Origin of the sequence: Laspinema sp. D2d, from assembly GCF_025370755.1 — a bacterium.
GTDB lineage: Bacteria > Cyanobacteriota > Cyanobacteriia > Cyanobacteriales > Laspinemataceae > Laspinema.
Genome location: NZ_JAMXFC010000026.1, coordinates 33,600 through 58,922 on the forward strand (window position 1 = coordinate 33,600; position 25,323 = coordinate 58,922).

The following is a 25,323-nucleotide window of genomic DNA, read 5'->3' on the forward strand; positions in this document are numbered from 1 at the left end:
CTTGTACCGTCAAGACTAGGGCAGTATTGATAGAGTCCAGTCGGAAACTCTATACTTGACTTTCCGAACCCATTTATCAAAAATTGCTCTCTTGGGGCAACTACAATGAGGACTGACTATGAGTTTTAACGACTTTTCTTCCGAACCCAAACGCCATATTCCAACCGATGCCATCATCGTTTTAGGCGCAACCCTTTCCGTTTTTCTCCTTGGAGGGATACTGCACCTGCTTTCTGGCGGTGCCCGTGCCCAGGAAGAACCCGCACCCGTGACCATGACTGAAGAATCAGTAGTGGTGGAAAGCGTCACCCCTCGCCCCGAGACTCAACCCTCGGTGGAAACCCAGGTGGATGAGACGCGAATCATTACCCAAGAGCCTTCCTTGACTCAGCAGCAGCCTGGGGGCGTTCAAACCCCTCCGGCTGGGATGAATAATCAGCCTTTTGTGGCAAGTCCTCCTCCCGTGGTTCAACAAACCCCGATCGTCACGGAGCAACCTGCGGTTCCTCCAACGACTCCGGCACCAATGGATCAGGCTCCTGGAGTCACAACTTCCCCCGCGCCAATGGGTGAGGCGACTACTCCGACGCTGGGTGAGGCGACTACCCCGACCCTAGGTGAGGCGACTACCCCGACCCTGGGTGAGGCTCCCGCAGCCACGGGTGAGGCGACTACCCCGACGCTGGGTGAGACGACTACCCCAACTCTGGGTGAGACTCCCAACACGATGGGAGAATCGCCGGACATGATGGGTGAGGCTCCCGCAGCCACGGCACAACCCCAAGCGATCGCCGATCCAGTCGTGATTGAGACTTTAAGCCAGGATCTTTATACGAAACTGGATAGTAACTGGACCACTTATCCGACTTTTACTCAAGATTTAACCTATCGCGTCCAAATCAACGAAGAAGGGGAAATCGTATCATACGAGCCAGTCGATCCGATGGCTCAACAATATACCAAGGAGCTTCCACTTCCTAACTTGAGTGAGACTCCACCGGCAGGAAGCGCTACTGCGCAACCTCTGGCTAACTTCCGCGTTGTCTTTAGTCCCACTGGCGGTCTCCAGGTTAATCCCTGGCAAAATGACATTCCCCAGTAACAACAACGCTTAAAGGAATGGGATAATGATGGCTGGTGAACACAAGGGTATGTGGGCTATAAATTATATAGCTACCCCTCTTCCCACCCACTCACAAGGGAGGAAGAGGGGAAACTACCAGCCAAGGATCGACAGGAAACGCAACCCCTTCACGAACGGATTTCTGGACAACTCCCCTCGGTGGGTGAATCAAACTGAGCCTCGGGTGCGATCGCATCACATCCCAACCCATCCACAACCAAGGCGGCTGATGACAAGGTGAAGTGAGCAAAAACATCGGACCTGTTGCGAATCGCTCAGTCATAAAGATTTACTAACCTTCCTAGAAAATATTTCAACCCCGTAGAGGAATCATGCTAACAGAACTCTGGTCATTTCGCGGACGATACCGCATCCTACACTTAACCTGGTTTGCCTTCTTTCTCTCCTTTGTCGTCTGGTTTAACTTTGCCCCCTTTGCCACAGCGGTACAAGAATCATTAGGGTTACAAGCAGGACAAATGAGAACCCTGGCAATTTGTAACGTTGCCCTCACCGTTCCTGCCCGAATTATTATTGGTATGGTCCTAGATAAATATGGACCGCGTATTACTTATTCTTTGTTACTGATTTATGCAGCCATTCCTTGTTTAATGTTTGCCCTCGCGCAAAACTTTGGGCAGTTGGTTATCTCTCGCTTACTGTTATCCATTGTGGGTGCTGGATTCGTAATTGGTATCCGCATGGTGGCTGAGTGGTTCCCTCCGAAAGAAATCGGTTTAGCCGAAGGGATTTATGGGGGATGGGGTAACTTTGGTTCCGCTGGTGCTGCTTTTACCCTACCTACCTTGGCAACAGTGGCCGCCTTTATGTCAGCGGGTCAAATCAACTGGCGCTTTGCGATCGCCCTGACGGGAATTGTTGCTGCTGTTTACGGGGTAATCTACTTCTTTAATGTCCAAGATACCCCACCGGGTAAAGTGTATCAGCGTCCCAACCGTCACGGTGGGCTTGAAGTCACTAGCCGTCGGGACTTCTGGTTCATGATGGCAATGAATATTCCCCTCAGTGCTATCCTCGGGTTACTCGCTTGGCGTCTCACTAAAATTGGGTTTTTAAATACGACCCAACTCTGGATCACTTGGGTGTTCTTAGTAGGTTTGTATGCTTTCCAATCCTATAAGTGCTGGACGGTTAACAAAGAGTTAGTTTTGGGTCAAAAACGGTATCCGGCCAGCGATCGCTACGAATTTTCCCAAGTTGCCTTGTTAGAACTCACTTATCTCGTTAACTTTGGGTCAGAACTGGCGGTGGTTTCCATGCTGCCTGCGTTCTTCGAGAATACCTTTGGACTGAGTAAAGTGCTGGCGGGGATGATTGCGGCAACATACGCCTTTATGAACTTAGCCGCCCGTCCCGGGGGTGGGTTAATTTCTGATACCCTCGGAAGTCGGAAGCTCACGATGATTGTCCTCACTGGCTGTATGGGCCTCTCCTATATGATGATGAGTGCGGTCCAAGGTAGCTGGTGGCTACCCATCGCGATTCTGCTCACGATGTTTTGTTCCTTCTTCGTCCAAGCCGGTGAAGGGTCAACCTTTGCAATGGTTCCCCTGGTCAAACGTCGGGTCACTGGACAAATTGCCGGAAATGTCGGCGCTTATGGGAACGTCGGTGCAGTAGCTTATCTCACCTTGTTTAGCCTGCTCCCTGAAGGTGATATTGGGAACAAGATTTTTTTCCAGGTCCTAGGCGTCACCGCGATTATCGTCACCTTCCTTTGTGCCTTCTACCTGAAAGAACCTAAAGGATCGTTCTCTGCTCATCATGAGGGAGAAGAGGTCCATCCTGAGACTGCTGTAGGACAACCTGTCCCCCATTTTGTGGAAGAAGGCCGAGAAGCCTAAAATCCCTTGCAGGAGCGATCGCCGTCGGTGCGATCGCCCCTCTCCCCCGTTAATCTCTGATAATTGCTTACACTTAATTCTTACTAACCGGACCCTAACCTGTCCTTTCTGATACTCTAAACTCTAAAAAACTTTAGACTTTACAAGCTAACTAAACTTTTATGTCTACTCAACCCACCAAAACCCTGTGTCCTTACTGCGGAGTTGGCTGCGGATTAGAAGTTTCTCCTCCGGCACAACCGGGAAAAGCCACCCATCGGGACAGTGAAGGTAAGCCGATGTGGAAAGTCCAGGGCGATCGCACCCACCCCTCCTCACAAGGCATGGTTTGCGTCAAAGGGGCCACTATAGCCGAATCCTTAGACAAAGACCGCCTGAAATATCCCATGGTCCGGGCGTCCCTCGACGAACCCTTTCGCCGCGCCACCTGGGAAGAAGCTTTTACCTTAATCGTCGATCGCATTCAAACCGTCCAATCCACCCTCGGTAGTGACGGCATCTGTATGTATGGGTCGGGACAATTCCAAACCGAAGACTACTACATTGCCCAAAAACTGATGAAAGGCTGCCTGGGCACCAATAACTTTGATGCAAACTCCCGTCTCTGTATGTCCTCCGCCGTTGCCGGATACATTCAAAGTCTGGGGTCCGATGGTCCGCCTACCTGTTATGACGACCTCGAACAAACCGACTGTGCCTTTCTCATCGGCACTAACGCGGCGGAATGTCATCCCATCGCTTTCAACCGACTTCGCAAGTATCATAAAAAGAATAAAAACGTTAAACTGATCGTCGTTGATCCCCGTCGGACCACCACCGCTGATGCTGCCGACCTCTATTTAGGCATTCGTCCGGGAACCGATATTGACCTCCTCAACGGCATTGCTTACTTACTCATGCAATGGGGACATCTCAATACCGTCTTTATTGACGAATGCACCTCCGGGTTTCCCGAATATGCCGAAGTGATTCGCCACTATCCCCCGCAAATTGTCGCCGAACGCTGTGGCATTCGTATCGATGAACTCGAAACCGCTGCGCGCTACTGGAGTGAGTCCCAGCGCGTCTTGTCCCTGTGGTCAATGGGGATGAATCAGTCCTCGGAAGGCACAGCCAAAGTCCGGAGTTTGATTAATCTGCACCTGATGACAGCGCAAATTGGTAAACCCGGTGCCGGTCCCTTTTCCCTCACCGGACAACCCAACGCAATGGGAGGTAGAGAAGCGGGAGGATTAGCCAATCTACTCCCGGGATACCGCCTAGTCAAAAATCCTGAACATCGCCGGGATATTGAACAATTTTGGGGACTCCCCGAAGGCAGAATCGCCCCGGAAGTGGGTCGGACTGCCTGGGATATGATTACCGGATTAGAAACCGGAAACGTCGGGTTATTGTGGGTTGCGGCAACAAATCCAGCGGTGAGTATGCCGGATATCGAACGGACTAAAGCTGCCTTAAGGCGATCGCCCTTTACCGTGTATCAAGACGCCTACTATCCCACGGAAACCGCTGCCTACGCCCATGTTTTGTTACCAGCAGCGCAATGGGGGGAAAAAACCGGGGCGATGACCAATTCTGAACGGGTGGTGACCCTCTGTCCCGCCTTTCGCGAACCCCCCGGACAAGCGAAACCGGATTGGGAAATCTTTGCTGAAGTTGGACGCCGATTAGGATTTGCCGAACAGTTTCCCTTTGAGAATTCGGCCCAAGTTTATGCGGAATTTGTGCAAATCACCCGCGATCGCGTCTGTGATATGACGGGGTTAAGCCATGAACGCCTCGCCGAACAAGGACCAACCCAGTGGCCCTGTCCTGCAGGACAAAGCCTCCCACAGGTCAACAAACGCCTCTACACTGACTGGAGATTTCCCACGCCCGACGGACGCGCCCGCTTTGGGGCCCTTCATGCCAAAGGACTGGCAGAACCCCCGGACCCCAATTATCCGTTTGTTCTCACAAACGGGCGTCTCTACGGACATTGGCATACTTTAACTCGGACCGGCAGAATCGATAAAATTGTCAAAATGCACCCGAATCCCTTTATCGAGATTCATCCTCGGGATGCTAAGAAATTGGACATTGTGGAGGGGATGAGAATCGAAGTGAGATCGCGCCGAGGCATTGCCCGATTTCCTGCCAAAGTCACCCAGGCGATCGCCCCGGGTACCGTCTTCGTCCCCATGCACTGGGGCGCACTCTGGGGAGATCAAACCGAAGCCAACGCCCTCACCCACCCGGAAGCCTGTCCCTCCTCTCTGCAACCGGAATTAAAAGCCTGTGCAGTCCAACTTATCCCTCTCCCAGAAGACGGAATTCTCACCCAAACCGAAACCATCGAACAAAGTGACTCCATTGCGATCGCCTTTGCACCACGATCGGCGATCGCCACCCGTTCCTAATCCAAAAAAGCCGAACTTTCCACAGTTCGTAGTAACAGTAGTAACGACTGAAGTTGTTCTCTGATTTTCTGAGTAACAACTTCAGTCGTTCTTAAAGTTAATTGAACCCCATCTTGAACTGACCCAATCCCCGGCCATGCCATGTTAAAATTGACCCAATGGATTGCGAGGAAACCCAATGGACTGGCAAGAACTCCGGAAAGAAGCCTACAATTTATCGGTCAGCGATCGATTAGCCCTCGTCGAAGCGATCGTCCATTCTGTGCATGAGGAAATCAGACCCCGGCCCCCGGTGCCACCGGGAACCATAACCCGATTACGGGGAATTCTCAAAACAGACGGGCCTCCTCCCACCGATGAAGAAATTGAAGCTATTAAAGAAGAACGGTTGAAGGAAAAATACTTAACATGAGGGTGTTGCTGAATACTAATATTATTTTAGATTATTTCTTAGAATGAGACCCTTTCATGAATGATGTGGAAGCCTTATTTGCTAAAATTGAAGCGAAGCAAATAGAAGGATATATCACCGCCACCAGTTTAACTGATATCTTTTATATTGTCAGCAAGAGTAAAGGGATTCAAGTCGCAAAACAAGTGGTTTCAAAACTGTTAGATGGGTTAGAGATCTGCAAGGTAGATCGCCTGATTCTTGAATCCGCCCTGGCGTTAGAGTTGAATGATTTTGAAGATGCGGTATAAATTGCCTGTGCGATCGCCTCTAATCTGGAGGCTATTATTTCTTGCGATCGCGACGGATTTTCTCAAGCGCCCATGCGCACTTACTCCCCCCGGGATATCATCGAACAACTGCCGTAATTTAACCCAAAGGGGATAAACCCTGAGTTTATTACCACAATTTTTGATACTATTTCTAACATAAGATAACAAACTCTGTTTCTGATTTTTCAGAAATAAAAACCGGGTTTCTGAATACAAATGCTGATAATTATCAACAAATTTGTTACAGAAACCCGGTTTCTAAGCTGCTTCGTCTTCTTACCATTTCCTGTTAGGGAAAGGGGTTGGGGGTTAGATTACGCTGGGTAGTCCAGCAAACATGAGATTAACGGGAGATGAAATGAACCCAACAATCGCCATCAGCTTTGCAGGTATTCTGAATTAGGTCATAGGAATAGCTTAACCCTGCACCTCGTGCAGAAGTATTGTATCCATGAGACCAATATTCACCATAAGGGTCATGAACGATAAATCCATGAGAATTGTAGCCAATCAAGCAAACAATATGACCGAAACTGGTAAAATAACCATGGATTACAATCGGGTTACCTTGAATCAGCCATTCCTTGATTTCATTAAAAGTCGCTTTTTCAGTAAAGCGGTCTTTTGCCCCATAAGCTTCGGCAACTTGAGCCAAATGATAGGGGTCATGACGACTTAAACCCCGCGCTTCTAACCAGTCTTGGAGTTCATCTTCTAACTGTTTGTGAGGCTGTTCGCCTTTAATTCCCAAGTAAGCTAAACACATGGCAATGCTGGTGGTGTTGCAACTGCCGTAAGGATTTTTGGAATTATCCAGTTGGGATTTGTAGGGAACTGCCAGTTTAATGCGATCGGGAAAAGCCACGGACCCTTTGTGCAGAATCACCCCATGTTTATAATAAACATACCAAGTGTTGCGACCTTGGAAACTTTCTTGGGCAAAACAAACCTTAACGTGATCGCTTTCTGGGGCGTAAGACTGAACTTTTAAAACCGTTCCCGCTGGAATCGCTTGTTTTTCAGAATCGCTGAGATCCGATGAGGGAAGGGGTTTCTGTTTGAGAATTGTATCAGAAAGAATTTTTAGTTCGGTGAACTGGTTTCCGGAGGCGGTAGATGAAGTTGAATAGGATTGTGCTGCGGTCATAATTTCTAACCCAAAAACAAGTAAAATGCCGATACCAGTCGTTGTCTGAGTCGGGGCTGGCAGTTAGCCAGAGGGTTGCCTATCTTTGCCCTGGTGTTTAGGCTGGCCCGACTTTCAGAACCGTTTGTAACCCCCACTACATAGGCCGCATCCCCAGCGGTCAGAAACCAGTATAGTGAGGAGGAAGTCCGGGTTGGGACAACTCATCCTTGTGCCAACTGAGACTGAAATTGCTGATGAGTGGATGAGTTATACCCATGTCTCAAATCGTTTGGATTGCAAGACACGCGAACCGTTTAGACTTCGTAAACCCTGAATGGTTTAATACAGCAAAACGTCGGTACGATCCGCCCTTGTCGGCAGATGGTTTTTTACAAGCGAAAGAACTTGCCGAACGTCTCAAGGGAGAACGTATAAATCACATCTTCACCTCTCCTTTTCTGAGAACCGTACAAACTGCAAATCAGGTGGCAGAAATTTTAGATTTACCCCTAAAACTTGAGTGGGGACTGTGTGAATGGTTAAATCCAGAGTGGATGACGGAAATGCCGGAAACCCTCCCTCGGGAGGTATTAGCCCGGAAATTTCCTAGAATTGATTTAAATTATCACTCTCGGGTGGTGCCGAAGTACCCCGAATATGATCCGGTTTGTCTGCAACGGGCGGGAGAAACGGCGCGCCTGCTGGCGGATGAGTTTTCCGAGGAGATTTTGCTGGTGGGGCATGGGGCCTCAGTAATTGGGGCGACAATGGGTCTAGCGGTGGATGCGGCGGAAATGGAGTTGAGTGCGGGATTATGCTGTTTGTACAAGCTAGTCCGCAAAGAGGAAATCTGGGAAATTGAACTGAAGGGCGATCGCTCTCATTTGCGAGAAATTGAGGCAGAAATCCGATTTTTTTAGGAAGATGAAAAAGAAACCGGATTTAATCCAACAGTCCATACGCTCAGAATCAACAAGATGACCTTACTATTAGCCGGAGATATTGGGGGTACAAAATCCCTTTTGCGCTTGGTGGAAATGCCGACTGCAGCAGATACTTCAGGGACATTCCAGATTGACACTCTCTATGAGGGGAGGTATGCCAGTCAAAACTATCCTGACTTAGTACCCATTGTGGATCAGTTTTTTAAGGAAGCGAGTCAGAAATTAGGAGAGGTCCCCTCACCCAAGGGGGCCTGTTTTGCGATCGCCGGACCTGTGATGGGACATACATCCGTTTTGACTAACCTAAGTTGGACCTTAACAACGGACCGACTTGAAAAAGAACTCAATATTCCCCATGTCAAGTTAATTAATGACTTTGTAGCGGTGGGTTACGGGGTGTTGGGGATGAATCCAGGGGACCTCCATACCTTACAACCCGGGGAGTCCCAAACTGCCGCCCCGATCGCAGTAATTGGCGCAGGAACGGGACTCGGACAAGGGTTTTTAATCCGGCATTTGGATGAATATTTTGTCTATCCTTCGGAAGGGGGTCATGGGGATTTTGCACCGCGTACCGCAGTCGAGTTTGAACTGTTGCAAGACTTAAAGCAACGGGAGAACATTGATCGGGTTTCTGTTGAACGCGTGGTATCGGGGATGGGGATTGCATCAATTTATCAATTTTTGCGCGATCGGGCGATCGCTGCTGGAAAAGATATTTCCCCCGCAGACAAAGACCCCGCAGAAATTTCCCAAGCGGCCCTAGAAAAATCTGACCCGATCTGTGAACAAACGTTACAAATTTTCGTGGAAGCTTACGGGGCGGAAGCGGGAAATCTGGCTTTAAAATTACTACCCTACGGGGGATTGTATCTGGCGGGGGGAATTGCAGCTAAAATTCTACCCTTAATTAAAGAGGGCGATCGGTTTATCAACAGTTTTAACCACAAAGGTCGAGTCAGTCCCTTGGTAGAAAAAGTCCCGGTTCATATCGTTCTTAATCCCCAAGTCGGGTTAATCGGTGCCGCCATCTGTGCTGCCCGATTATAGTCACGATAACCCGGATTTTTACAAAAATTCTGCAATTTATAGCAGTTTTCGCTCGGATGATATCTGTATGATCCCCCTAAATCTCCTTTGTCAAGGGGGACTTTGACCCGATCACTGAACCTCAATCTTTTGAGGAACGCTATAGTAGCTAAACGGGACTTTAAACTGAGTTGATTGCCCCGTTTAGCTCATCGAATCCTCACCTTTTAAAACATCGTTTCGGTTCAGAAGGTGTTAAAGACGCGGGAAGCGATGACAGCAAGCAAGACGAATAAACCTAATGCCCGCCGAAAATAGTTCACGCCGTCGAAAATCTCCAACCATGCCCAAGTAAACCAGGACCCAAAGGCGATCGCATCTAGGCCCGTATGCAGTGTCCCACTGGGAACTACCAATGTGAGTAGGGTGGTTGTAATTGCCACCAGAATGGGCAGATTGGGGGGTTGAGCAATCACAATATTGCCCGTGTCATCTCGAAATGTTTGATTAAATAAGCTATTTTCCATGAATCTATTCCTTAAAGTTCGCTCCTTTCAGTTTAGTGGGTATTAACCTTCTCTAGTCTCTTCCTAAAGAGAGGTAATTTAAAATTTAATACTGTGCTTTTTCTTGCTCTCACAATTGCTGTAGAATCTGCTTTTGATACTCCTGCTCGGTGACAATATCCAGCATACTTTCCACTCGGTCTAAAAAGACCTTTCCCTCTAAATGGTCATATTCATGCTGGAAAATTCGGGCCACAAATCCTGTAAATTCTTGCTGGTGTAATGTCCCCTGCTGGTCCAGATATTTGACCTCGATCGCCTGATGTCTCGGCACTAATCCGCGAATTCCGGGTACACTCAGACACCCTTCCCAATCTTTGACCTTTTCCTCAGAATAGGCGATAATCTGGGGGTCAATAATGGCGATTGGCTCCATTGTCGGAGCTTGGGGATAGCGCAAGGTGGGACGGGACGCTAAGATAAAGACTCGATAGGATTCCGCAATCTGGGGAGCGGCAATCCCAACTCCATTGGACGGTTTCAAAGTTGTCATTAACTCGTCAATCAGCGACTGAATTGCATCTAAGTGAACGTTAGTCACAGGTTGGGCTTGGACCCGTAAGATGGGATTGCCTAATTGAACAATCTCTCGAAAGTTATTCATCGTGTTAGTCTACGATTGTATAGGAAGTTTTGTAGCTGTCCAACTGGAGTATTAAGGAGGGGGAGAAGCTCGCTCCCACTCCTTGAGGGCAATAGTCGAATTGCTGCAAAGTGAGCTTCGTCAACACTTGGAACAAAACAATTTTTTTTAGAAATTAGAACTTAGAACTTAAAAACTCGGATTAACAGGCATTTCTCCCGGTTCTACGGTGACATTTAAGGTTTTTCCATCACGGTTAATTTGTAGTTCCAAGGCATTTCCCACTTGCGACCCTTGAACAATTTGCTGGACCACATCGGACTGAGCGATCGCCTGATCTTCCATGCGTTGAATCACATCCCCCTCGCGCAATCCGGCGCGTTCCGCTGGGGAATTGGGAGAGACTCGCACAATTAATACTCCGCTATCTACCGATAACTGCATCGGACTATTGGGGTCAGTATTCAACTCTTGCTGTAATTCCGGTGTAATGGTGACCATTTCAATCCCTAAAAAGGGATGTTGCACTTTCCCTGTGGTAATCAATTGCTGGGCGATCGCTTGTGCGGTTTGGATGGGAATGGCAAATCCCAATCCTTGTGCACCACTAATAATCGCCGTATTCATGCCAATCACTTCTCCTCGGGCATTCAGCAACGGACCGCCTGAATTCCCGGGATTGATTGCCGCATCGGTTTGGATAAATCCCACCCGCTTATCGGGAACCCCCACATCGCGACTCGATCGCCCGGTGGCACTGACAATCCCTGCCGTCACACTATTATCTAACCCCAGGGGATTTCCGATCGCGATCGCCCATTCTCCCGGTTGCAATTGTTCTGAATTCCCCAAAGTCGCCTTGGGTAGATCCGTCGCCTCAATCTTTACCACCGCCACATCAGAAATCGGGTCCTCTCCCAATACCGTTCCCTCAAAACTTCGCCCATCCTTGAGGACCACACTCACCGTATCCGCACCATTAATCACATGAGCATTCGTCAAAATTTGACCATCATCGCTGATAATAAATCCCGACCCTGTACCCCGTTCCACTCGTTGTTGTGGCTCCATCGGTGCCTGTCCAAAAAACCGCCGAAAAAACGGGTCCCGAAAGGCATCGGGGAGATCCTGGGTAACCGTTCGTGCGGCATCAATTCGTACCACTGCCGGACCCACCTTTTCCACCGCCTCGACAATAAAATTAGAATTCACCGGCAAGGATAAGACGCCGGGAGGGAGGGGAGCATCATCGGAAGTCGTCACCGAGGGAGTGCGAGGATCCAACGACCCTAGGGATAAAGGTCCATTGGTGCGTAACCAGCGATCGCCCATAAATGCTGCACCAGCACCTACCACCACCAACAACAGGTAAAGGAACACCTGTGTCCCAGAAAAATGACCCCGTTGATGATCCCGCTCTGAATTTTTCATTGGTGCTTTCCTATGTTCCTTACTAAAACTCGTTAAACAATCTTACGTTTGTAAAAAAAAGACTTAAAAATTAGTCTTTAACCCCTTTGATTATAGACAATTCCTGAATCCAAGTGGCGATCGCCTGCGAAACCCAACTCTATGGCACAAACGATGGTTAACTTAGATACCAGCCTCATCCAACAATCTCCTACTCTGGGCAGAATTTTTTGCTACAGTCATAAGGCATCAAAGATTACTGCTTGCGAGGTCAGTTGTGGACATTCCTCTCGAAAGTCTTTGGGATCGGGTACTGGAACGGTTACAGGTGCAATTGAGCCGTCCCACCTTTGAAACCTGGATCAAAACCGCCACTGCCGTGCAGCTAGAAAATAACTGCTTGGTGATTGACACCCCCAATCCCTTTGCCCGCAACTGGTTACAGAAGTATTACATTAAAACCATTGCGGATGTCGTCACCGATATCCTGGGACATCCTGTAGATATTTACATTACTACCAGCGGCAGCGAAGCCACCCAAGGGAGCGATCGCAGCGATTATATGTGGCCCTCTCCCGTTGTCACTCAGATTCCCGAACCCACTCCCCCGCATCCGCACCGTCCTACAGAACTCAATTCCAAATATGTTTTTTCCCGATTTGTGGTGGGTGCAAACAACCGGATGGCTCATGCCGCTTCCCTCGCTGTTGCCGAATCTCCAGGACGGGAGTTTAATCCGTTGTTTCTCTGTGGCGGGGTCGGATTGGGAAAAACTCACCTGATGCAGGCGATCGGTCATTATCGCTTAGAAATCTCTCCTGAGTGTAAGATATTTTATGTCTCCACGGAACAATTCACCAATGATTTAATTGCCGCCATTCGCAAGGATAGTATGCAAAGTTTCCGGGAACATTATCGAGCAGCAGATGTGTTATTAGTCGATGACATTCAATTTATTGAAGGCAAAGAATACACTCAAGAAGAATTTTTCTATACCTTTAATACTCTGCATGAAGCGGGGAAGCAAGTGGTCTTAGCTTCAGACCGCCCTCCTAATCACATCCCCCGCTTGCAAGAGCGATTATGTTCGCGGTTTTCAATGGGATTAATTGCGGATATTCAAACCCCAGACTTGGAAACTCGCATGGCAATTTTACAAAAAAAAGCCGAATATGAAAAAATGCGATTACCTCGGGATGTGATTGAATATATTGCTTCTCATTTCACTTCAAATATTCGAGAATTAGAAGGGGCATTAATTCGGGTGGTGGCTTATTTATCCATTTCGGGATTACCGATGACGGTGGAAAATATAGCCCCGATTTTAAATCCCCAAACTGAGCCAGTCAAGGCCACAGTAGAATCGGTGATGGCAGCGGTAGTCGAGATATTGGGAATTTCCCTAGAGGATTTAAAGGGGAATTCGCGACGGCGAGAAATTAGCCAAGCGCGTCAGATTGCCATGTATCTAATCCGTCAGCATACGGATTTGAGTTTACCCAAAATTGGGGAAGAATTTGGCGGAAAAGACCATACCACAGTGCTGTACAGTTGTGAAAAAATTGCGGCGCTCAAGGATAATGATGTGGAAATGCGGAATTTGCTGCGGCAGTTGAGCGATCGCATTCACTTTGCAAGTAAATCCCCCGAGTAAGGCGTCCGATGGGTTCCCTCCCCATTCCTCCCCCGGCGGCGATCGCCTGGGGAAAATTTCTTTAAATTGTGGAAAAACTGGGGAAAACACCGGGGAAAAAGTCTCCTCCCTAGGCGAAAATTACGGATTAAGTAAAAATACTTTGTGGAAAAATCGGTAAAGTTTTCCACAAGTTTTCCACAGGGGTAGAGGAGGAGAAATCAAGAGGTAGGAAAAAAGGCGATCACACCTTTGCCACTGGATAGAGGAAAGAAGCAGTGGTAGGATGGGCGATCGGGCAAAAATTGCGCCGATCGCTGTACTGACCCCAAACAAGGCACCTCTGAAGACTCATGAAATTTATTTGCGCTCAAAACGAACTCGCCACCAACCTATCCCTCATCAGTCGTGCAGTCCCCTCTCGTCCGACTCATCCGGTACTCGCCAACGTGCTACTCAGTGCCGATGAGGAACAGCAGCAAGTCAGCTTAACTGCCTTTGATTTATCCCTGGGGATCAAAACCAGTTTTGCCGCCAAAGTCGAAACCAGCGGCACCCTCACCCTCCCCGCCAAACTCTTTAACGACATCATCTCGCGCCTTCCCGATGGAGAAGTCACCCTCGACGATGAAAGACCCTCCAGCGGCGAAGATAGCACCTCTGAAGCGGGAATTTTAGCCACCATCACCTCCACCTCGGGACGTTACGAAGTCCGGGGAATGAGTGCCGAAGAATTTCCCGCACTGCCAACCGTTTCCGAAGGACAAACCGTGCAACTTCCCGCCGAGGCCCTCATGCAAGGACTGCACGGGACCTTATTCGCCACCTCTGCCGATGAAACCAAGCAAGTGTTAACCGGCGTTCATTTAATCGTCCATGCGGATAGCTTAGAATTTGCCGCTACCGATGGACACCGCTTGGCGATCGTGGAAACCATCAACGAAACAGAAGAAAGTGACAGCGATGAATCAGATGAACCCGATGAAGATGCCGATGAATTAGAAGTCACCGTCCCAGCGCGTGCCTTACGAGAACTCGATCGCATCGTGGGAATGCATGAAGGACATGAACCCATTTCCCTCAACTTTGACCCCGGACAAATCGTCTTAGAACTGGGAGGATTTCGCCTCACCAGTCGCACCCTAGAAGGTCAATATCCCGCCTATAGCCAATTAGTTCCCCGGTCCTTTGAGCGTCAAGTCACTGTAGAACGCCGCCAACTTCTAAGCGCTTTAGAACGCATTGGCGTCTTAGCCGATCGCAAAAATAACATCGTCAAATTCTCCATCGACCAAGAAAAACAAATGCTCTCTCTCTCCGTCGAAGCTGCCGATGTCGGCAGTGGACGAGAATCCATGTCCGCTCAAATTACCGGAGAGAGTTTAGAGATTGCATTTAACGTCAAATATGCAATGGAATCCTTAAAAAATATCAGCGCTACCGAAATTATCATCAAGCTGAATTCAGCCACCTCCCCCGTCGTCTTATCTCCCCTAACCGGCGTAAAAATGACCCATTTAATCATGCCAGTTCAGATGCGAGGTTAAGGCGCGATTAACGGTTTATGAGAAGAGTGGTTTTCCTGTGTTCCTAGTTTGAAACTGGGAACGCAGTTTTTATTACCGAGCAAGGGTTTCCCAGGGAGCGAGAGACGCTCCCACTCCCCGAATAATCAGACAGACCCTTATATTTTCTGTGAAGGAGTCATATTTTTCTTCACATTTTTTAATTATTTTTAACAAGATTAATCAAAATTATAGAGTTATAATGATTGCAAATTTAAAGAAGTCTGGCCCAACCCTCTCAGGAAGTATATTTTAATACAAAAAATCAAGAAATATCCACCTGATGATTGCAGTCGTGAAGGGGATAGCTCTGATTCGCATCCGTCCCAACCCGGAATGGGGTGCGATGATTCATTGGTATTAACCCAGTGGAGAACAACCAGGGACTCCCGGGATGACTTTCCTCTGCATCGGTTAGACCCCTAACTTAATGAACAACACAGAAGCTTATGGTTGTACAATTTTCTGACCTCATCGCTCCCCAATTCATCGCTCAATCTAGTGAAACAGGTGGGAGTGAATCCTTTTGGCAATCAGCCCACAAAACAGTGGCTCATGTCCAAGAGGTCGTCACGAATACCACGGGTGAAACAGTCAAATCAATCGGAAAGGCTGCATCCTGGAGTGGTTCTAAGACAACAGAAGCCGTTTCCTCTGTGGGAACGATAGTGGGTAAGGCGGCAAGTAGTGCATCGGATGCGATCGGCAATACCACCTCATCCGTAACCCAAACTGCAATAAACGCAGCAAGTGGGACGGTTCATACGATTGGAAACGCCACTTCAACCATTACTGAGGAAGCATCTAAGGCGGCAAGCGGTACTGTTCACTGGGTTAGTGACACTACTGCAGCTACTGGTCATGCCATTGGCAACTTTGCCACTGGCACGGTTCATACGATTGGAAACGCCACTTTAACCATTGCTGAGGAAGCATCCAAGGCGGCAAGCGGTACTGTTCACTGGGTTAGTGACACTACTGCAGCTACTGGTCATGCCATTGGCAACTTTGCCACTGGTACGGTTCATACGATTGGAAACGCCACTTCAACCATTACTGAGGAAGCATCCAAGGTGATCACCGGGGCAATTGAGACGATTGATAACTCCTTCCAGAGCATAATCCCCTGGATAATCGAAAAAATTCTGGTGTTTGTGTGGGGAATAATCAAGGGAATAGGGTTAGGAGTTCTACAGTTTGCCCAGCATCATTCTTGGGAACTATTAGCTACAGTTCTGGGATTATGTGGGATTTATGCAGTTTGGTTGGGGGCCAAAACTTTTTTCAAAGCCCCCCTTGATAAACAGGTGAAGACTCGAAGCTAAAATCTGCCTGGGTCATGCTCATCCATCCGCTTCAAAATCAGAACCATAGGAATGGGAGATTCTAACTCACTCGGTTTCCCAGCTCCCATTCCCACCAAAGCTAAATAAGGGGTTACAGCATGAATGTTGTAACCCCTTATTTAGCTTTAATGCGGATGGCGAGACTCGAACTCGCAAGGCAAAGCCACACGCCCCTCAAACGTGCGCGTATACCAATTCCGCCACATCCGCACGCAATGAACTATCTTAGCTCATCTGTGATTAACTTACCATACTTTTCTGAAAAATGTTCACAATTTTGAAAGATTTTTTTCAAAATTGTCAGAATTCTTCCAGGAACCCGGGTTTCAGCCTCTTGATGCTTTCGAGGCAATCTCGTATTATCCGATACATGATAGGATTTGGAGTTGGCATATCTATGCGGCTGAATCCGGGACACCCACAGGATTCGGTCATCCTTTATTGATTTTTACGAGTTGAGCAACCGCAGGCCCATGCAATTCTCCAAAGTTCTCATTGCCAATCGCGGCGAAATCGCCCTTCGGATTCTCCGGACCTGTGAGGAGATGGGGATTGCCACGGTTGCGGTACACTCCACGATTGACCGTCATGCCCTCCATGTCCAACTGGCTGATGAGGCGGTTTGTATTGGCGAACCTCCCAGTGCCAAAAGTTATCTGAATATTCCCAATATTATCTCTGCTGCCTTAACCCTCAACGCCACGGCAATTCACCCGGGTTATGGGTTCCTGTCGGAAAATGCGCGGTTTGCCGAAATCTGTGCTGATCATCAGATTAGTTTTATCGGACCGACTCCCGAGGCGATGCGTGCAATGGGAGATAAGTCTACGGCAAAGGAAACCATGCAAAAGGCTGGAGTGCCCACAGTCCCGGGAAGTGATGGGTTAATTAGTAATGAAAAAGATGCCCGGGAAATTGCCCTCAAAATCGGCTATCCCGTCATTATTAAGGCAACCGCTGGGGGTGGCGGACGAGGAATGCGCTTAGTTCGCGAAGAAAGCGAACTTCCGAAACTGTTTGCAGCAGCGCAAGGGGAAGCAGAAGCGGCATTTGGGAATCCTGGGGTTTATTTAGAAAAATTTATTGAACGCCCTCGCCATATTGAGTTTCAAATCCTGGCGGATGCTCATGGCAATGTGATCCATTTGGGAGAACGGGAATGCTCGATTCAGCGCCGTCACCAAAAACTGCTGGAAGAAGCCCCTAGTCCGGCTTTAACTCCCAGCTTACGCCAAAAAATGGGCAAGGCGGCGGTGAAGGCGGCGAAGTCGATTAATTATACGGGTGCTGGAACGATTGAGTTTCTGCTGGATCACACGGGTCATTTCTATTTTATGGAAATGAATACTCGGATCCAGGTAGAACACCCGGTGACGGAAATGATTACGGGGTTGGATTTGATTGCGGAACAGATTCGGATTGCTCAAGGGGAAAAACTGCGCCTGAGTCAGGATGAGGTGCAGTTAAGGGGTCATGCGATCGAATGTCGGATTAATGCGGAAGACCCCGATCGCAATTTTCGCCCTTGTCCCGGACGCATTAACGGATTTTTACCCCCAGGCGGTCCCGGTGTGCGGATGGATTCCCACGTCTACACGGATTACGATATTCCCGCCTATTATGATTCGCTCATTGGCAAGTTAATTGTCTGGGGTTGCGATCGCCCTTCGGCCCTCAAACGCATGAGACGCGCCCTCCGCGAATGCGCCATCACCGGCGTCCCCACTACAATTCCTTTCCATCAAAAGATTCTGGAACATCCCGATTTTATTAAAGGGGATGTTTATACCAACTTTGTAGAACAGATGATGTCGAAGAGTTGAGGTTTGGAGGAGATGGGGGAGATAGGGGAGATAGGGGAGATTAAGAACTTTGTAATTAACGACCTGCTGTCTTTTCTGCATCATCTCCCGTATCCTCCCCATCTCCCGTATCCTCCCCATCTCCCCCATCCCCTATCTAACTACATCATCATCCGCAACAACCCTTGCTGACCCAAGAGAATTTCACGGAGTAGACTGAAGATACCGACCCAGATAATGGGGGTAATGTCTACACCGCCTAGGGGGGCGATGATTTTGCGGGTTGGGGCTAGGAAGGGTTCTGTGGGGAGGGCAATTAGGACCCAGGGAAATTTAGTGAGTTCGACTTGGGGATACCAGGTTAGGATAATCCGGAAAATGAAGCATAGGGTCATCACGACTAAGAGGGGGCCAATGATCCAACTGGCGATCGCTACCGATGTCATCATGAGTAAAAATTTAAGTTTTGTTACAACCTTGTTAACTCCATTCTATTTCAATCCCTGCCCCCTGGTGTAGCCCCTTGTTGTTGCTTCTCCCCTTGAATCCCTAAGTGATGGAGTTTTGGAATTGGAATAAACTGGACTTCTCAACGGGGTAACGGTTTAATAAAATGATAGAAATGTAAATCTTGTTTAAGGAGATACTATGACGCCATCACTCGCCAACCTTTTTTGGAGCCTCTTCTGGGGTGCATTCCTGATCGTGATCCCCGCCACTGCTGCCCTGATCTTCATCAGCCAGAAAGATAAAGTGCAACGGTTCTAAACCGGCGAACTCGATGGAAACCTCAGCGCAGCGCGATCGCCAACCCATTTAGGAAGGTTAGGGACTCCCTATACGCTGAGGTTTCTTCGCTTACCCGGAAGGGCAATTGCCCTAAACAGAAGCCCAACTTATGCTCATCCCAATCCAAGCGAATCTGGAGCGGGTGGAGATTTAGCGGGATACTCGCTAACATAAAAAAGATGAAGGAGAGAGCAGATGGTAAATTTTAGTCTCAACTTAGCGAGTATCGTCGGAATCGCGATCGCCATCGGTGGGGCCGGACTCTATGCCGTCCGCTCATGGCGTCCCGAACTATCGCGAGATACCGATCTGTTTTTTGCAGCAGTGGGGTTACTTTGTGGCGGCATTCTGTTCTTTTACGGATGGCGCTTTGACCCAATTATGCAGTTTGGTCAGATTCTGTTGGGGGGGTCAGCAATCTACTTTGCCTTTGACAATATTCGTTTGCGCGGTGTCACCACCAATCAGGCGAAGCGCCAATCGGGGCGAATTGTAGATGAAGAGCGTCCCGTCAGTAGCGTCTACCGAGTAGATGCGGAACTCGACGAAATCGAATCCTACTACGAAGAAAATCCTACCCGACGCCGGATCAAAGGGACTCAGGACCCCCGAGCGTCTCGCAATTCCTATTATGCGGATGAGGCCCCCAGACGTCCGCCCAGTCGCCGGTCCAGCGGCGATCGCACCAATCCCAGTACCCGTGCAACTCGTTCCCGCTCAACGGAACGCCCGCCTACAGGTCCTTCTTATCCAGAATGGGAGGCATCGGTGGATACGACGGAGGAAAAATCCTCTCGACGTCCCCCATCCAGTGCAGGGAGTTCAGGGAGTAGAAGACCCCCAGGTGCTCGTCCCTCGCGGACTCCTCCCCCCGAGGAACGGACCCGCAGACCCCCAGCCTCAGAAGAACCGGCACCGAATGATTATGTAGATTATCAACCGATCGACCCCATCGAAGAGGACGATCGCGAACAAGATAATACGGGGAATTTCGATTATTAAACAACCGGGGACAGAAACGGGCGATCGGGGGCAATTGATGGCGATCGCCCCTTTGTTAATTGCCCCTTTGTTAATTGATTTAATTTGATTCCGTCCGTGCCATTCCCCCCCAAATTGTGGCCTCCCTGTCCTCAACTGGGAAAAACCAAGGTGAACAGATTCGCTCCAAAAACCCTCATCCGCCACAGCCTAACCTTAGTTTTTGGGTTAAGTCTTGGCAGCTTTTTAGTCGGATGTAACCCTACCAGTATCCCGATCGGACCCACTTCTATCAATAGTCGCTATACCGACGAACAGCCGTCCTTGAGTGCTAATGGGCGCTTTTTAGCCTTTGTTTCCAATCGCAATGGCAGCCGAAATATCTTACTGTATGACTTGCAAAATCGACAGTTCGCCGATTTACCAGGGTTGAACCGGCAAAATGCGATCGCCGAAAGTCCCAGCATCAGCAACACCGCCCGTTATATCGTCTACCTCACCAGTAACCAAGGCCGGTCCTCGGTAATCTTGTACGATCGCATCACCCGAGGTTCCCAAGTCATTTACCAACCCTATCAAGGGTGGATTCGCAATCCCAAAATTAGCCCGGATGGTCGTTATATTGTCTTTGAAAGTGGCGGTCGTGGTCAATGGGATATCGAAGTCCTTGATCGCGGACCCAGTATTGAATTAGACCTCATCGATGGCGTTCCCTCCGGTTTCTCCCTCACCGGACCGCAGTAATTTAAAATTTTATTTCAGGGTAATTCACCTTAAAAAAACCGTGAAATTGTGAAGCGCTTTCTGTTGATTCCAATGGTTTCCCTGGTCAGCCTTTTGAGTAGCTGCACCACCTACCCGCGTTTGCTTAACTTTACCTTCGATCCCGCAGGACGGAGTTTAAATAGTCCCAGTGATGATATCACCCCACAAATCTCGGGACGTTTTATTACCTTTGTCTCCGATCGCCAGGGAAGACAAGATGTCTACCTCTTTGATGGCAACACTCGTCGCCTCGTCGATATCCCTGGATTAAACCAACTCGATATCCTTGCCTCCCACCCTGGCATCTCCGAAGATGGACGTTATATCGTCTTTGCCGGAACCCGTCAGGGACAATCCAATATCTACCTCCACGATCGCGAAACCCGACAGTTACGCAACCTCACGGAAAACTTTAAAGCAGAAGTTCGCAACCCCGTCATCAGCGCCGATGGTAGTACCATTGCCTTTGAATCCAGCGCTAACGGACAATGGGATCTCATGATTCTGGATGCGCGATCGGGTCAACCCCTCGACATCCCGATCGCCCCCCGTTAACCCAAATCATTCCCCAGTTCCTAGTAACAACTGAAGTCGTTATCCTTCTGATTTTGTAGTAACAACTTCAGTCGTTTTCGGTTATTTCATCACAGCCGAGTCCTTCCGGGTTTTATTGCCCGGATTACCCCCGTTAAATCAGGGGATAAGCACCTCCCCAGTCAGAAAAAGCCGATAAAGTAAGGGCATAGTTAGTATTTTCATTGGCGGCGAAAACGCGGACATAATAAGACCCTTCTACTAAATTGCCATTGAGTGAGGTAGTCGGTCCTCCAAAACCGCTTGATCCGCTCAATCCATTGGCCCCAGCCATAAAGACTTCATCCGGCTGAAGAATTCCATCCTGATTAGCATCCCGGTAAACTTCTAAACCCACTTGCGGTCCCGAGATAGACCCATTAAAATTGCTGTTCTGATTCAGATGAAACCGATAGTAATCATTCAGGTCATCCGGAGCCCCTACCACATCGCTAAAGGTGATGTTAAAGTTGCTCAAAGTCATTCCCAGGTCAGAATTGAGAGTATCCCCAGTTCCGGGAGAGAGGGGGTCAAAGGACACAGGTTCATCCAAGGGTGGAATTTCCGGCAGAGGTCCGGGGGGTTCCGCAGTGAAGTTCCCAGGAAAGATTGGGGGTACAGAGCTTTGCAGGGGGGGGGAGAGACTGGCAACCACTGGGGAATCCATTAATGGAGGCAGATTAAAGGGCAGGGGCAAGATTTCACCGGATGCTGAGGGCGGGGGGGCGATCGCGATCGGTTCCGTCGGGGCAATTCCTGGGCGTCCTTCCTGGAATCCAAAGGTCCGGAAATGTTCAAACAGTTGTTCGTTTGTCTCAAGTCCGGCGGCAGTTACGTCCGGATGAGCATCTCGATAAAAAGCCGCATCAAACTGTTCTGAAAACTGCCGTCCCTCGCTTACCCCCACACTCTGCAAATGTTCAAATAATTGCCGGTTGGTCGTTAAACCTGCTGCTTCTAAGTCGGGATTGTTCCGACGATAAACATTGAGATTAACCCAGGGAGAAAATGGCCGTGCCTCATCTAAACCAAAATTTAGCCAGTGTTCCCTGAGTTGAGTCTCATCTAAATTTTGTAAATCTGAGGAGTTAGCTCGATAAAATTGGGGATCAAATAGGTTGACAACCATTGCTTACCTCTCTATGAATTTATTAAAGCTCTTTTAGGGGGAATCCCGGACAAGCGATCGCCCAACTCCCGCGAAACGCGCAACTATCAGACATCGCCAATCCCGAGTTCATTAACGGAAGGGTTCGCGACTAAATACAGGGTAACATAAGGAATAACTAGATCCCCTGGGGGGCGATCGCCAGAGGGAACTCCCCCGTCCATTGGATTGAAAACCTCTCGTATTTCCCAGGAGTTGGGTCTCAGTTTAATCGGTGAACTGTATCACCTCTAAATGATGAAAATAAAATTCATCTACAGACTGACTGACTTTCAACAAAATCCCGCGCACCAGACGATGTTCATTTTCAATCCACCAGGAAGCATTATCCACCTCTGCAATCGCCACATCCAGAAGCGATCGCAAAAATGGGGACCAATTCCTGCATAACTCCGACCCCTGAAAATAAGCGATCGCCTGGTCGCGAATTGCTATGCCTGTTTTAATGTCATCTTTCTTCCCCACCAAATTTGCCAACGGTAACGGTGGCTGAATAAAACTATCCATCATGCCCAACAATTGCCGTTCTTTGTTTAGAATGACCTCTGATAATAAAATAGAGATGGCCTGTTCTATCCCCTTCCAGATGGGTTTTAACTTCCAAATCGTAGTCTGGATATCTCTTAATTCTACATAAACTTCTTGAACAAATAAAGTCGCCGATTGATTAAACCCATGAAACGGGTCGATTTTAAAATTTTTAGTCGGTAACTGATTCACCTCCCCCTCAAATCGTTGCCAAAACTGTTTGAACAGCACGGTAAGTCCACCGAGGGTTTTATCTAAAATAAACGCTTTACTCAGCTTCATTACCTCATCAACATTCACCATGTCCACAGACATTTCTAAATAAGACCCAAGGGAATTTGTCGGGTCCCACTTAAATTTTTTAATGGGCAATCGACTAATTTTTTCTTCTAGCAGTTCTATTCCAGGAAGGACCGGATTTGGATGAGGTAAGTCAGACATGGTAAATTGAGAACAGCAGATTGAGACGCTAATTAAAATTTTAAGGCTATCAAGAGCAGGTTTTTACGTTCAGAAGGGATTTGCCTTACCTCCGGTCCCCTCCTTGGCAAGGGGAGGGTTAGGGTGGGGTCATCCGGTCCCCTCCCCTTGGCAAGGGGAGGGTTAGGGTGGGGTTCTCCGGTCCCCTCCCCTTGGCAAGGGGAGGGTTAGGGTGAGGTCCTCTTGAGGCGCTTAAGCGCTTCAAGAAGAATGATTGGGTGGAGAGTTCTCGTGACGCGCGATCGCCACCTCACGAAGAAAAAATTTCCTCACATTCTATACAGGTGCGATCGCCTCTCATGAGTGGGTGAGGTGGCGATCGCCCAAGGGGAACCCCACCCTAACCCTCCCCTTGCCAAGGGGTGGGGACCGGAGGTTTTTATATACTTTTGAGGTGGTGATCCCCCAAGGGGAACCCCACCCTAACCCTCCCCTTGCCAAGGGGTGGGGACCGGAGGTTTTTATATACTTTTGAGATGGAGATCGCCCAAGGGGAACCCCACCCTAACCCTCCCCTTGCCAAGGGGTGGGGACCGGAGGTTTTTATATACTTTTGACAGGTGGATTGCGGATCAACTGCTCTTTTTTGATGCTAAAGCCTGGAGAAACTCACATTGCCCGAATGCCCTTATTTGCGCTGCCAGTGTAACCAACCCCAAACTAGGACACTCATTACTGCGCCTAATATCAAACTTACCAAAGTTGTGGTGATTTGAAACTCTAGGTGATGGCGATTCGGGGGCGGTGTAGCTACTATCACCGTTGCAACTACTGCACTGGTTGCTACCCCTACACTGGCAATGGTGAGGGTGGTATTCAGACGCCGATCGCTGCGGGTTTGTTCTATCTGATTCAGACTTTCAACGGCTTTAATTGAATTTTCAATTAACAATAATCCCGGACTTAAACTGCTATAATCTCGCTCAATTTGTCGTAAATACTTGTTCTCAGCAAACTGACTAAATTTCTCAAACAGCAAAGAACTCCCTTGACCTTGCCCTCCCCCAACCTTTTCACCTTCGGGTTTTGGACTATCTTCTGCCGCTAACTTAAGAACTCGGTCACGATAATTCTCCAAATTAATTTCAATCGTGTAGCGTTGTTCCTGCAAATAATTAAGCGGAATCGCATAGGACGCTAAAACCTTCAAACTTTGGTGCAAATGGTCTTGTAACTCCGTCAAATTGACCACAGATTGTTCGAGGCGGTCTAAACTTTGATTAGTCACCTGGGGAACGAGACCGGATGCCTGTTGTAACGACTCCCGGAAGCCGCGACTTTGTTGAAATGCCCAGACTACTTTATGGCGGTATAAAAACAAAAATTGGCAATGCTTCAAAAGAGTTCCTACGCGCTTTTGTAGGGATTCTTTTCGCCAGTGACTCTCAAACAAACAAATTAATAGATGATAGCTGTCTCCCTCCCCTTGTGCTTGGGGCGGACACCACAGTTCATACAAGGTCGCCCCCAACAGAGGACCGTGGGCAATTAAATCCACTTGCCAATTGGGAGAAGTTCCCTCAAACTGTAATTGAGTACAAATCTCTTGCGCCAGTTTCACTGGGGATTGCTCATCGGACATTAATTGTCCCCAAACCAGCCAACTTGACCCCAGTTTTCCCAGGGAGGTTTTCTCCGGTTTCTGACTATATTTAATAACCGTTTCTTGGATGTTTTTGAGTTCCTGAAGCGATTTGACCTCGGACTTCTCCCCAGAACAGTCAATTTGAACTATTTGACTGTCTTGAATCTTCTGATGTCTAATATAACCATCGAGTGAGTCGCGGAGGTCCCCGGCGGGGAACTCCTTAGAGGCGACGGTTTCTGATGACTCTTCCGACAAATCGTAGAGAAACCAGTCGAGGGTGAGAAATCGTAGAGAATCCTGTTCATCCATACAACATGAGTCCAAATCGGGGCTA

25 protein-coding genes and 1 tRNA gene are annotated in these 25,323 nt (G+C 48.6%); 16 read left to right on the forward strand and 10 right to left on the reverse strand.

The window, feature by feature from the left end; genetic code table 11:
• Positions 1 to 118 precede the first annotated feature (118 nt).
• Positions 119 to 1,102: a hypothetical protein gene (locus tag NG796_RS17360; protein ID WP_261208125.1), complete on the forward strand. Its 984-nt coding sequence runs from the start codon at positions 119 to 121 to the stop codon at positions 1,100 to 1,102.
• A 91-nt stretch (positions 1,103 to 1,193) separates the two neighbouring features.
• On the opposite strand, the gene NG796_RS17365 is transcribed toward NG796_RS17360, so the two are convergent.
• The gene (locus NG796_RS17365; RefSeq protein ID WP_261208126.1) at positions 1,194 to 1,406 is read right to left on the reverse strand and encodes a hypothetical protein; all 213 of its coding nucleotides are present in this window, start codon (positions 1,404 to 1,406) and stop codon (positions 1,194 to 1,196) included.
• 49 nt (positions 1,407 to 1,455) lie between these two features.
• Between NG796_RS17365 and NG796_RS17370 the strand changes: the two genes are divergently transcribed.
• From NG796_RS17370 to NG796_RS17385, 4 genes are all read left to right on the forward strand, one after another.
• Positions 1,456 to 2,988: an MFS transporter gene (locus tag NG796_RS17370; protein ID WP_261208127.1), complete on the forward strand. Its 1,533-nt coding sequence runs from the start codon at positions 1,456 to 1,458 to the stop codon at positions 2,986 to 2,988.
• Positions 2,989 to 3,149: 161 nt separating this feature from the next.
• Positions 3,150 to 5,387, forward strand: coding sequence for a molybdopterin oxidoreductase family protein (locus NG796_RS17375; RefSeq protein WP_261208128.1), 2,238 nt, complete (start codon positions 3,150 to 3,152; stop codon positions 5,385 to 5,387).
• A gap of 178 nt (positions 5,388 to 5,565) precedes the next feature.
• A complete protein-coding gene (locus NG796_RS17380; protein ID WP_261208129.1) occupies positions 5,566 to 5,799 on the forward strand; it encodes a hypothetical protein in 234 nt (77 codons plus the stop codon).
• A 56-nt stretch (positions 5,800 to 5,855) separates the two neighbouring features.
• Positions 5,856 to 6,089 (forward strand): PIN domain-containing protein, encoded by a 234-nt coding sequence (locus NG796_RS17385; protein ID WP_261208130.1) that lies wholly within the window; start codon positions 5,856 to 5,858, stop codon positions 6,087 to 6,089.
• 364 nt (positions 6,090 to 6,453) lie between these two features.
• On the opposite strand, the gene NG796_RS17390 is transcribed toward NG796_RS17385, so the two are convergent.
• Entirely contained in the window at positions 6,454 to 7,257 is an 804-nt protein-coding gene (locus NG796_RS17390; RefSeq protein WP_261208131.1) for a C39 family peptidase, read from the reverse strand.
• A gap of 257 nt (positions 7,258 to 7,514) precedes the next feature.
• Between NG796_RS17390 and NG796_RS17395 the strand changes: the two genes are divergently transcribed.
• Together NG796_RS17395 and NG796_RS17400 are read left to right on the forward strand one after the other, a co-directional pair.
• A complete protein-coding gene (locus NG796_RS17395) occupies positions 7,515 to 8,159 on the forward strand; it encodes a histidine phosphatase family protein (RefSeq protein WP_261208132.1) in 645 nt (214 codons plus the stop codon).
• 57 nt (positions 8,160 to 8,216) lie between these two features.
• Positions 8,217 to 9,233, forward strand: coding sequence for a glucokinase (locus tag NG796_RS17400; protein ID WP_261208133.1), 1,017 nt, complete (start codon positions 8,217 to 8,219; stop codon positions 9,231 to 9,233).
• Between the two features lie 224 nt (positions 9,234 to 9,457).
• Here the strand turns inward: NG796_RS17400 and NG796_RS17405 are convergent, their stop codons facing one another.
• The 3 genes from NG796_RS17405 to NG796_RS17415 form a co-directional block, all read right to left on the reverse strand.
• Positions 9,458 to 9,739 carry a hypothetical protein gene (locus tag NG796_RS17405; protein WP_261208135.1) on the reverse strand — a complete coding sequence of 94 codons (282 nt, stop codon included), beginning with the start codon at positions 9,737 to 9,739 and terminating at the stop codon, positions 9,458 to 9,460.
• Between the two features lie 109 nt (positions 9,740 to 9,848).
• Entirely contained in the window at positions 9,849 to 10,382 is a 534-nt protein-coding gene (gene def / locus NG796_RS17410) for a peptide deformylase (protein WP_261208136.1), read from the reverse strand.
• Between the two features lie 168 nt (positions 10,383 to 10,550).
• The gene (locus NG796_RS17415) at positions 10,551 to 11,792 is read right to left on the reverse strand and encodes an HhoA/HhoB/HtrA family serine endopeptidase (RefSeq protein WP_261208137.1); all 1,242 of its coding nucleotides are present in this window, start codon (positions 11,790 to 11,792) and stop codon (positions 10,551 to 10,553) included.
• Positions 11,793 to 12,048: 256 nt separating this feature from the next.
• Between NG796_RS17415 and dnaA the strand changes: the two genes are divergently transcribed.
• From dnaA to NG796_RS17435, 4 genes are all read left to right on the forward strand, one after another.
• Positions 12,049 to 13,425, forward strand: a complete 1,377-nt coding sequence (dnaA, locus tag NG796_RS17420; protein ID WP_261208138.1) for a chromosomal replication initiator protein DnaA — start codon at positions 12,049 to 12,051, stop codon at positions 13,423 to 13,425.
• Positions 13,403 to 13,585, forward strand: coding sequence for a hypothetical protein (locus NG796_RS17425; protein ID WP_261208139.1), 183 nt, complete (start codon positions 13,403 to 13,405; stop codon positions 13,583 to 13,585). Before dnaA ends, NG796_RS17425 begins: the two co-directional genes overlap by 23 nt.
• A gap of 172 nt (positions 13,586 to 13,757) precedes the next feature.
• Entirely contained in the window at positions 13,758 to 14,951 is a 1,194-nt protein-coding gene (gene dnaN / locus NG796_RS17430; protein ID WP_261208140.1) for a DNA polymerase III subunit beta, read from the forward strand.
• Between the two features lie 467 nt (positions 14,952 to 15,418).
• Complete coding sequence (locus NG796_RS17435; protein ID WP_261208141.1) at positions 15,419 to 16,294, forward strand: hypothetical protein; 876 nt, start codon at positions 15,419 to 15,421, stop codon at positions 16,292 to 16,294.
• A 150-nt stretch (positions 16,295 to 16,444) separates the two neighbouring features.
• Here the strand turns inward: NG796_RS17435 and NG796_RS17440 are convergent.
• Positions 16,445 to 16,525: transfer RNA gene (locus NG796_RS17440), tRNA-Leu, on the reverse strand.
• Positions 16,526 to 16,788: 263 nt separating this feature from the next.
• On the opposite strand from NG796_RS17440, the gene accC reads away from it, so the two are divergent.
• Entirely contained in the window at positions 16,789 to 18,138 is a 1,350-nt protein-coding gene (gene accC, locus NG796_RS17445; RefSeq protein WP_261208143.1) for an acetyl-CoA carboxylase biotin carboxylase subunit, read from the forward strand.
• A gap of 140 nt (positions 18,139 to 18,278) precedes the next feature.
• On the opposite strand, the gene NG796_RS17450 is transcribed toward accC, so the two are convergent.
• Positions 18,279 to 18,563 carry a YggT family protein gene (locus tag NG796_RS17450; RefSeq protein ID WP_261208178.1) on the reverse strand — a complete coding sequence of 95 codons (285 nt, stop codon included), beginning with the start codon at positions 18,561 to 18,563 and terminating at the stop codon, positions 18,279 to 18,281.
• Positions 18,564 to 18,765: 202 nt separating this feature from the next.
• On the opposite strand from NG796_RS17450, the gene psbX reads away from it, so the two are divergent.
• The 4 genes from psbX to NG796_RS17470 all read left to right on the forward strand — a co-directional run bounded on the left by psbX (position 18,766) and on the right by NG796_RS17470 (position 21,207).
• Positions 18,766 to 18,885 carry a photosystem II reaction center X protein gene (gene psbX, locus NG796_RS17455; protein WP_015146416.1) on the forward strand — a complete coding sequence of 40 codons (120 nt, stop codon included), beginning with the start codon at positions 18,766 to 18,768 and terminating at the stop codon, positions 18,883 to 18,885.
• A 216-nt stretch (positions 18,886 to 19,101) separates the two neighbouring features.
• Positions 19,102 to 19,908 (forward strand): Ycf66 family protein, encoded by an 807-nt coding sequence (locus tag NG796_RS17460; protein ID WP_261208144.1) that lies wholly within the window; start codon positions 19,102 to 19,104, stop codon positions 19,906 to 19,908.
• 150 nt (positions 19,909 to 20,058) lie between these two features.
• Positions 20,059 to 20,631: a TolB family protein gene (locus tag NG796_RS17465; RefSeq protein ID WP_261208145.1), complete on the forward strand. Its 573-nt coding sequence runs from the start codon at positions 20,059 to 20,061 to the stop codon at positions 20,629 to 20,631.
• Positions 20,632 to 20,679: 48 nt separating this feature from the next.
• Complete coding sequence (locus tag NG796_RS17470; protein WP_261208146.1) at positions 20,680 to 21,207, forward strand: TolB family protein; 528 nt, start codon at positions 20,680 to 20,682, stop codon at positions 21,205 to 21,207.
• 133 nt (positions 21,208 to 21,340) lie between these two features.
• Here NG796_RS17470 and NG796_RS17475 read toward each other — a convergent pair whose 3' ends face one another.
• The 3 genes from NG796_RS17475 to NG796_RS17485 form a co-directional block, all read right to left on the reverse strand.
• On the reverse strand, positions 21,341 to 22,354 hold the full coding sequence (locus NG796_RS17475) for a hypothetical protein (RefSeq protein WP_261208147.1): 1,014 nt from the start codon (positions 22,352 to 22,354) through the stop codon (positions 21,341 to 21,343).
• Positions 22,355 to 22,600: 246 nt separating this feature from the next.
• Positions 22,601 to 23,362, reverse strand: coding sequence for a hypothetical protein (locus NG796_RS17480; protein WP_261208148.1), 762 nt, complete (start codon positions 23,360 to 23,362; stop codon positions 22,601 to 22,603).
• 667 nt (positions 23,363 to 24,029) lie between these two features.
• Positions 24,030 to 25,298, reverse strand: coding sequence for a hypothetical protein (locus NG796_RS17485; RefSeq protein ID WP_261208149.1), 1,269 nt, complete (start codon positions 25,296 to 25,298; stop codon positions 24,030 to 24,032).
• Between the last annotated feature and the right edge of the window lie 25 nt (positions 25,299 to 25,323).

Bases quoted from the DNA above. Each gene is read 5' to 3' on its own strand.
- NG796_RS17365 (WP_261208126.1), bottom strand. From the start codon at position 1,406: ATGACTGAGCGATTCGCAACAGGTCCGATGTTTTTGCTCACTTCACCT.
- NG796_RS17385 (WP_261208130.1), top strand. From the start codon at position 5,856: ATGAATGATGTGGAAGCCTTATTTGCTAAAATTGAAGCGAAGCAAATA.
- NG796_RS17370 (WP_261208127.1), top strand. From the start codon at position 1,456: ATGCTAACAGAACTCTGGTCATTTCGCGGACGATACCGCATCCTACAC.
- NG796_RS17450 (WP_261208178.1), bottom strand. From the start codon at position 18,563: ATGACATCGGTAGCGATCGCCAGTTGGATCATTGGCCCCCTCTTAGTC.
- NG796_RS17480 (WP_261208148.1), bottom strand. From the start codon at position 23,362: ATGTCTGACTTACCTCATCCAAATCCGGTCCTTCCTGGAATAGAACTG.
- NG796_RS17375 (WP_261208128.1), top strand. From the start codon at position 3,150: ATGTCTACTCAACCCACCAAAACCCTGTGTCCTTACTGCGGAGTTGGC.
- NG796_RS17400 (WP_261208133.1), top strand. From the start codon at position 8,217: ATGACCTTACTATTAGCCGGAGATATTGGGGGTACAAAATCCCTTTTG.
- NG796_RS17360 (WP_261208125.1), top strand. From the start codon at position 119: ATGAGTTTTAACGACTTTTCTTCCGAACCCAAACGCCATATTCCAACC.
- def (WP_261208136.1), bottom strand. From the start codon at position 10,382: ATGAATAACTTTCGAGAGATTGTTCAATTAGGCAATCCCATCTTACGG.
- NG796_RS17475 (WP_261208147.1), bottom strand. From the start codon at position 22,354: ATGGTTGTCAACCTATTTGATCCCCAATTTTATCGAGCTAACTCCTCA.
- NG796_RS17435 (WP_261208141.1), top strand. From the start codon at position 15,419: ATGGTTGTACAATTTTCTGACCTCATCGCTCCCCAATTCATCGCTCAA.
- NG796_RS17390 (WP_261208131.1), bottom strand. From the start codon at position 7,257: ATGACCGCAGCACAATCCTATTCAACTTCATCTACCGCCTCCGGAAAC.
- NG796_RS17485 (WP_261208149.1), bottom strand. From the start codon at position 25,298: ATGGATGAACAGGATTCTCTACGATTTCTCACCCTCGACTGGTTTCTC.
- NG796_RS17380 (WP_261208129.1), top strand. From the start codon at position 5,566: ATGGACTGGCAAGAACTCCGGAAAGAAGCCTACAATTTATCGGTCAGC.
- NG796_RS17405 (WP_261208135.1), bottom strand. From the start codon at position 9,739: ATGGAAAATAGCTTATTTAATCAAACATTTCGAGATGACACGGGCAAT.
- psbX (WP_015146416.1), top strand. From the start codon at position 18,766: ATGACGCCATCACTCGCCAACCTTTTTTGGAGCCTCTTCTGGGGTGCA.
- accC (WP_261208143.1), top strand. From the start codon at position 16,789: ATGCAATTCTCCAAAGTTCTCATTGCCAATCGCGGCGAAATCGCCCTT.
- NG796_RS17395 (WP_261208132.1), top strand. From the start codon at position 7,515: ATGTCTCAAATCGTTTGGATTGCAAGACACGCGAACCGTTTAGACTTC.
- NG796_RS17415 (WP_261208137.1), bottom strand. From the start codon at position 11,792: ATGAAAAATTCAGAGCGGGATCATCAACGGGGTCATTTTTCTGGGACA.
- NG796_RS17460 (WP_261208144.1), top strand. From the start codon at position 19,102: ATGGTAAATTTTAGTCTCAACTTAGCGAGTATCGTCGGAATCGCGATC.
- dnaN (WP_261208140.1), top strand. From the start codon at position 13,758: ATGAAATTTATTTGCGCTCAAAACGAACTCGCCACCAACCTATCCCTC.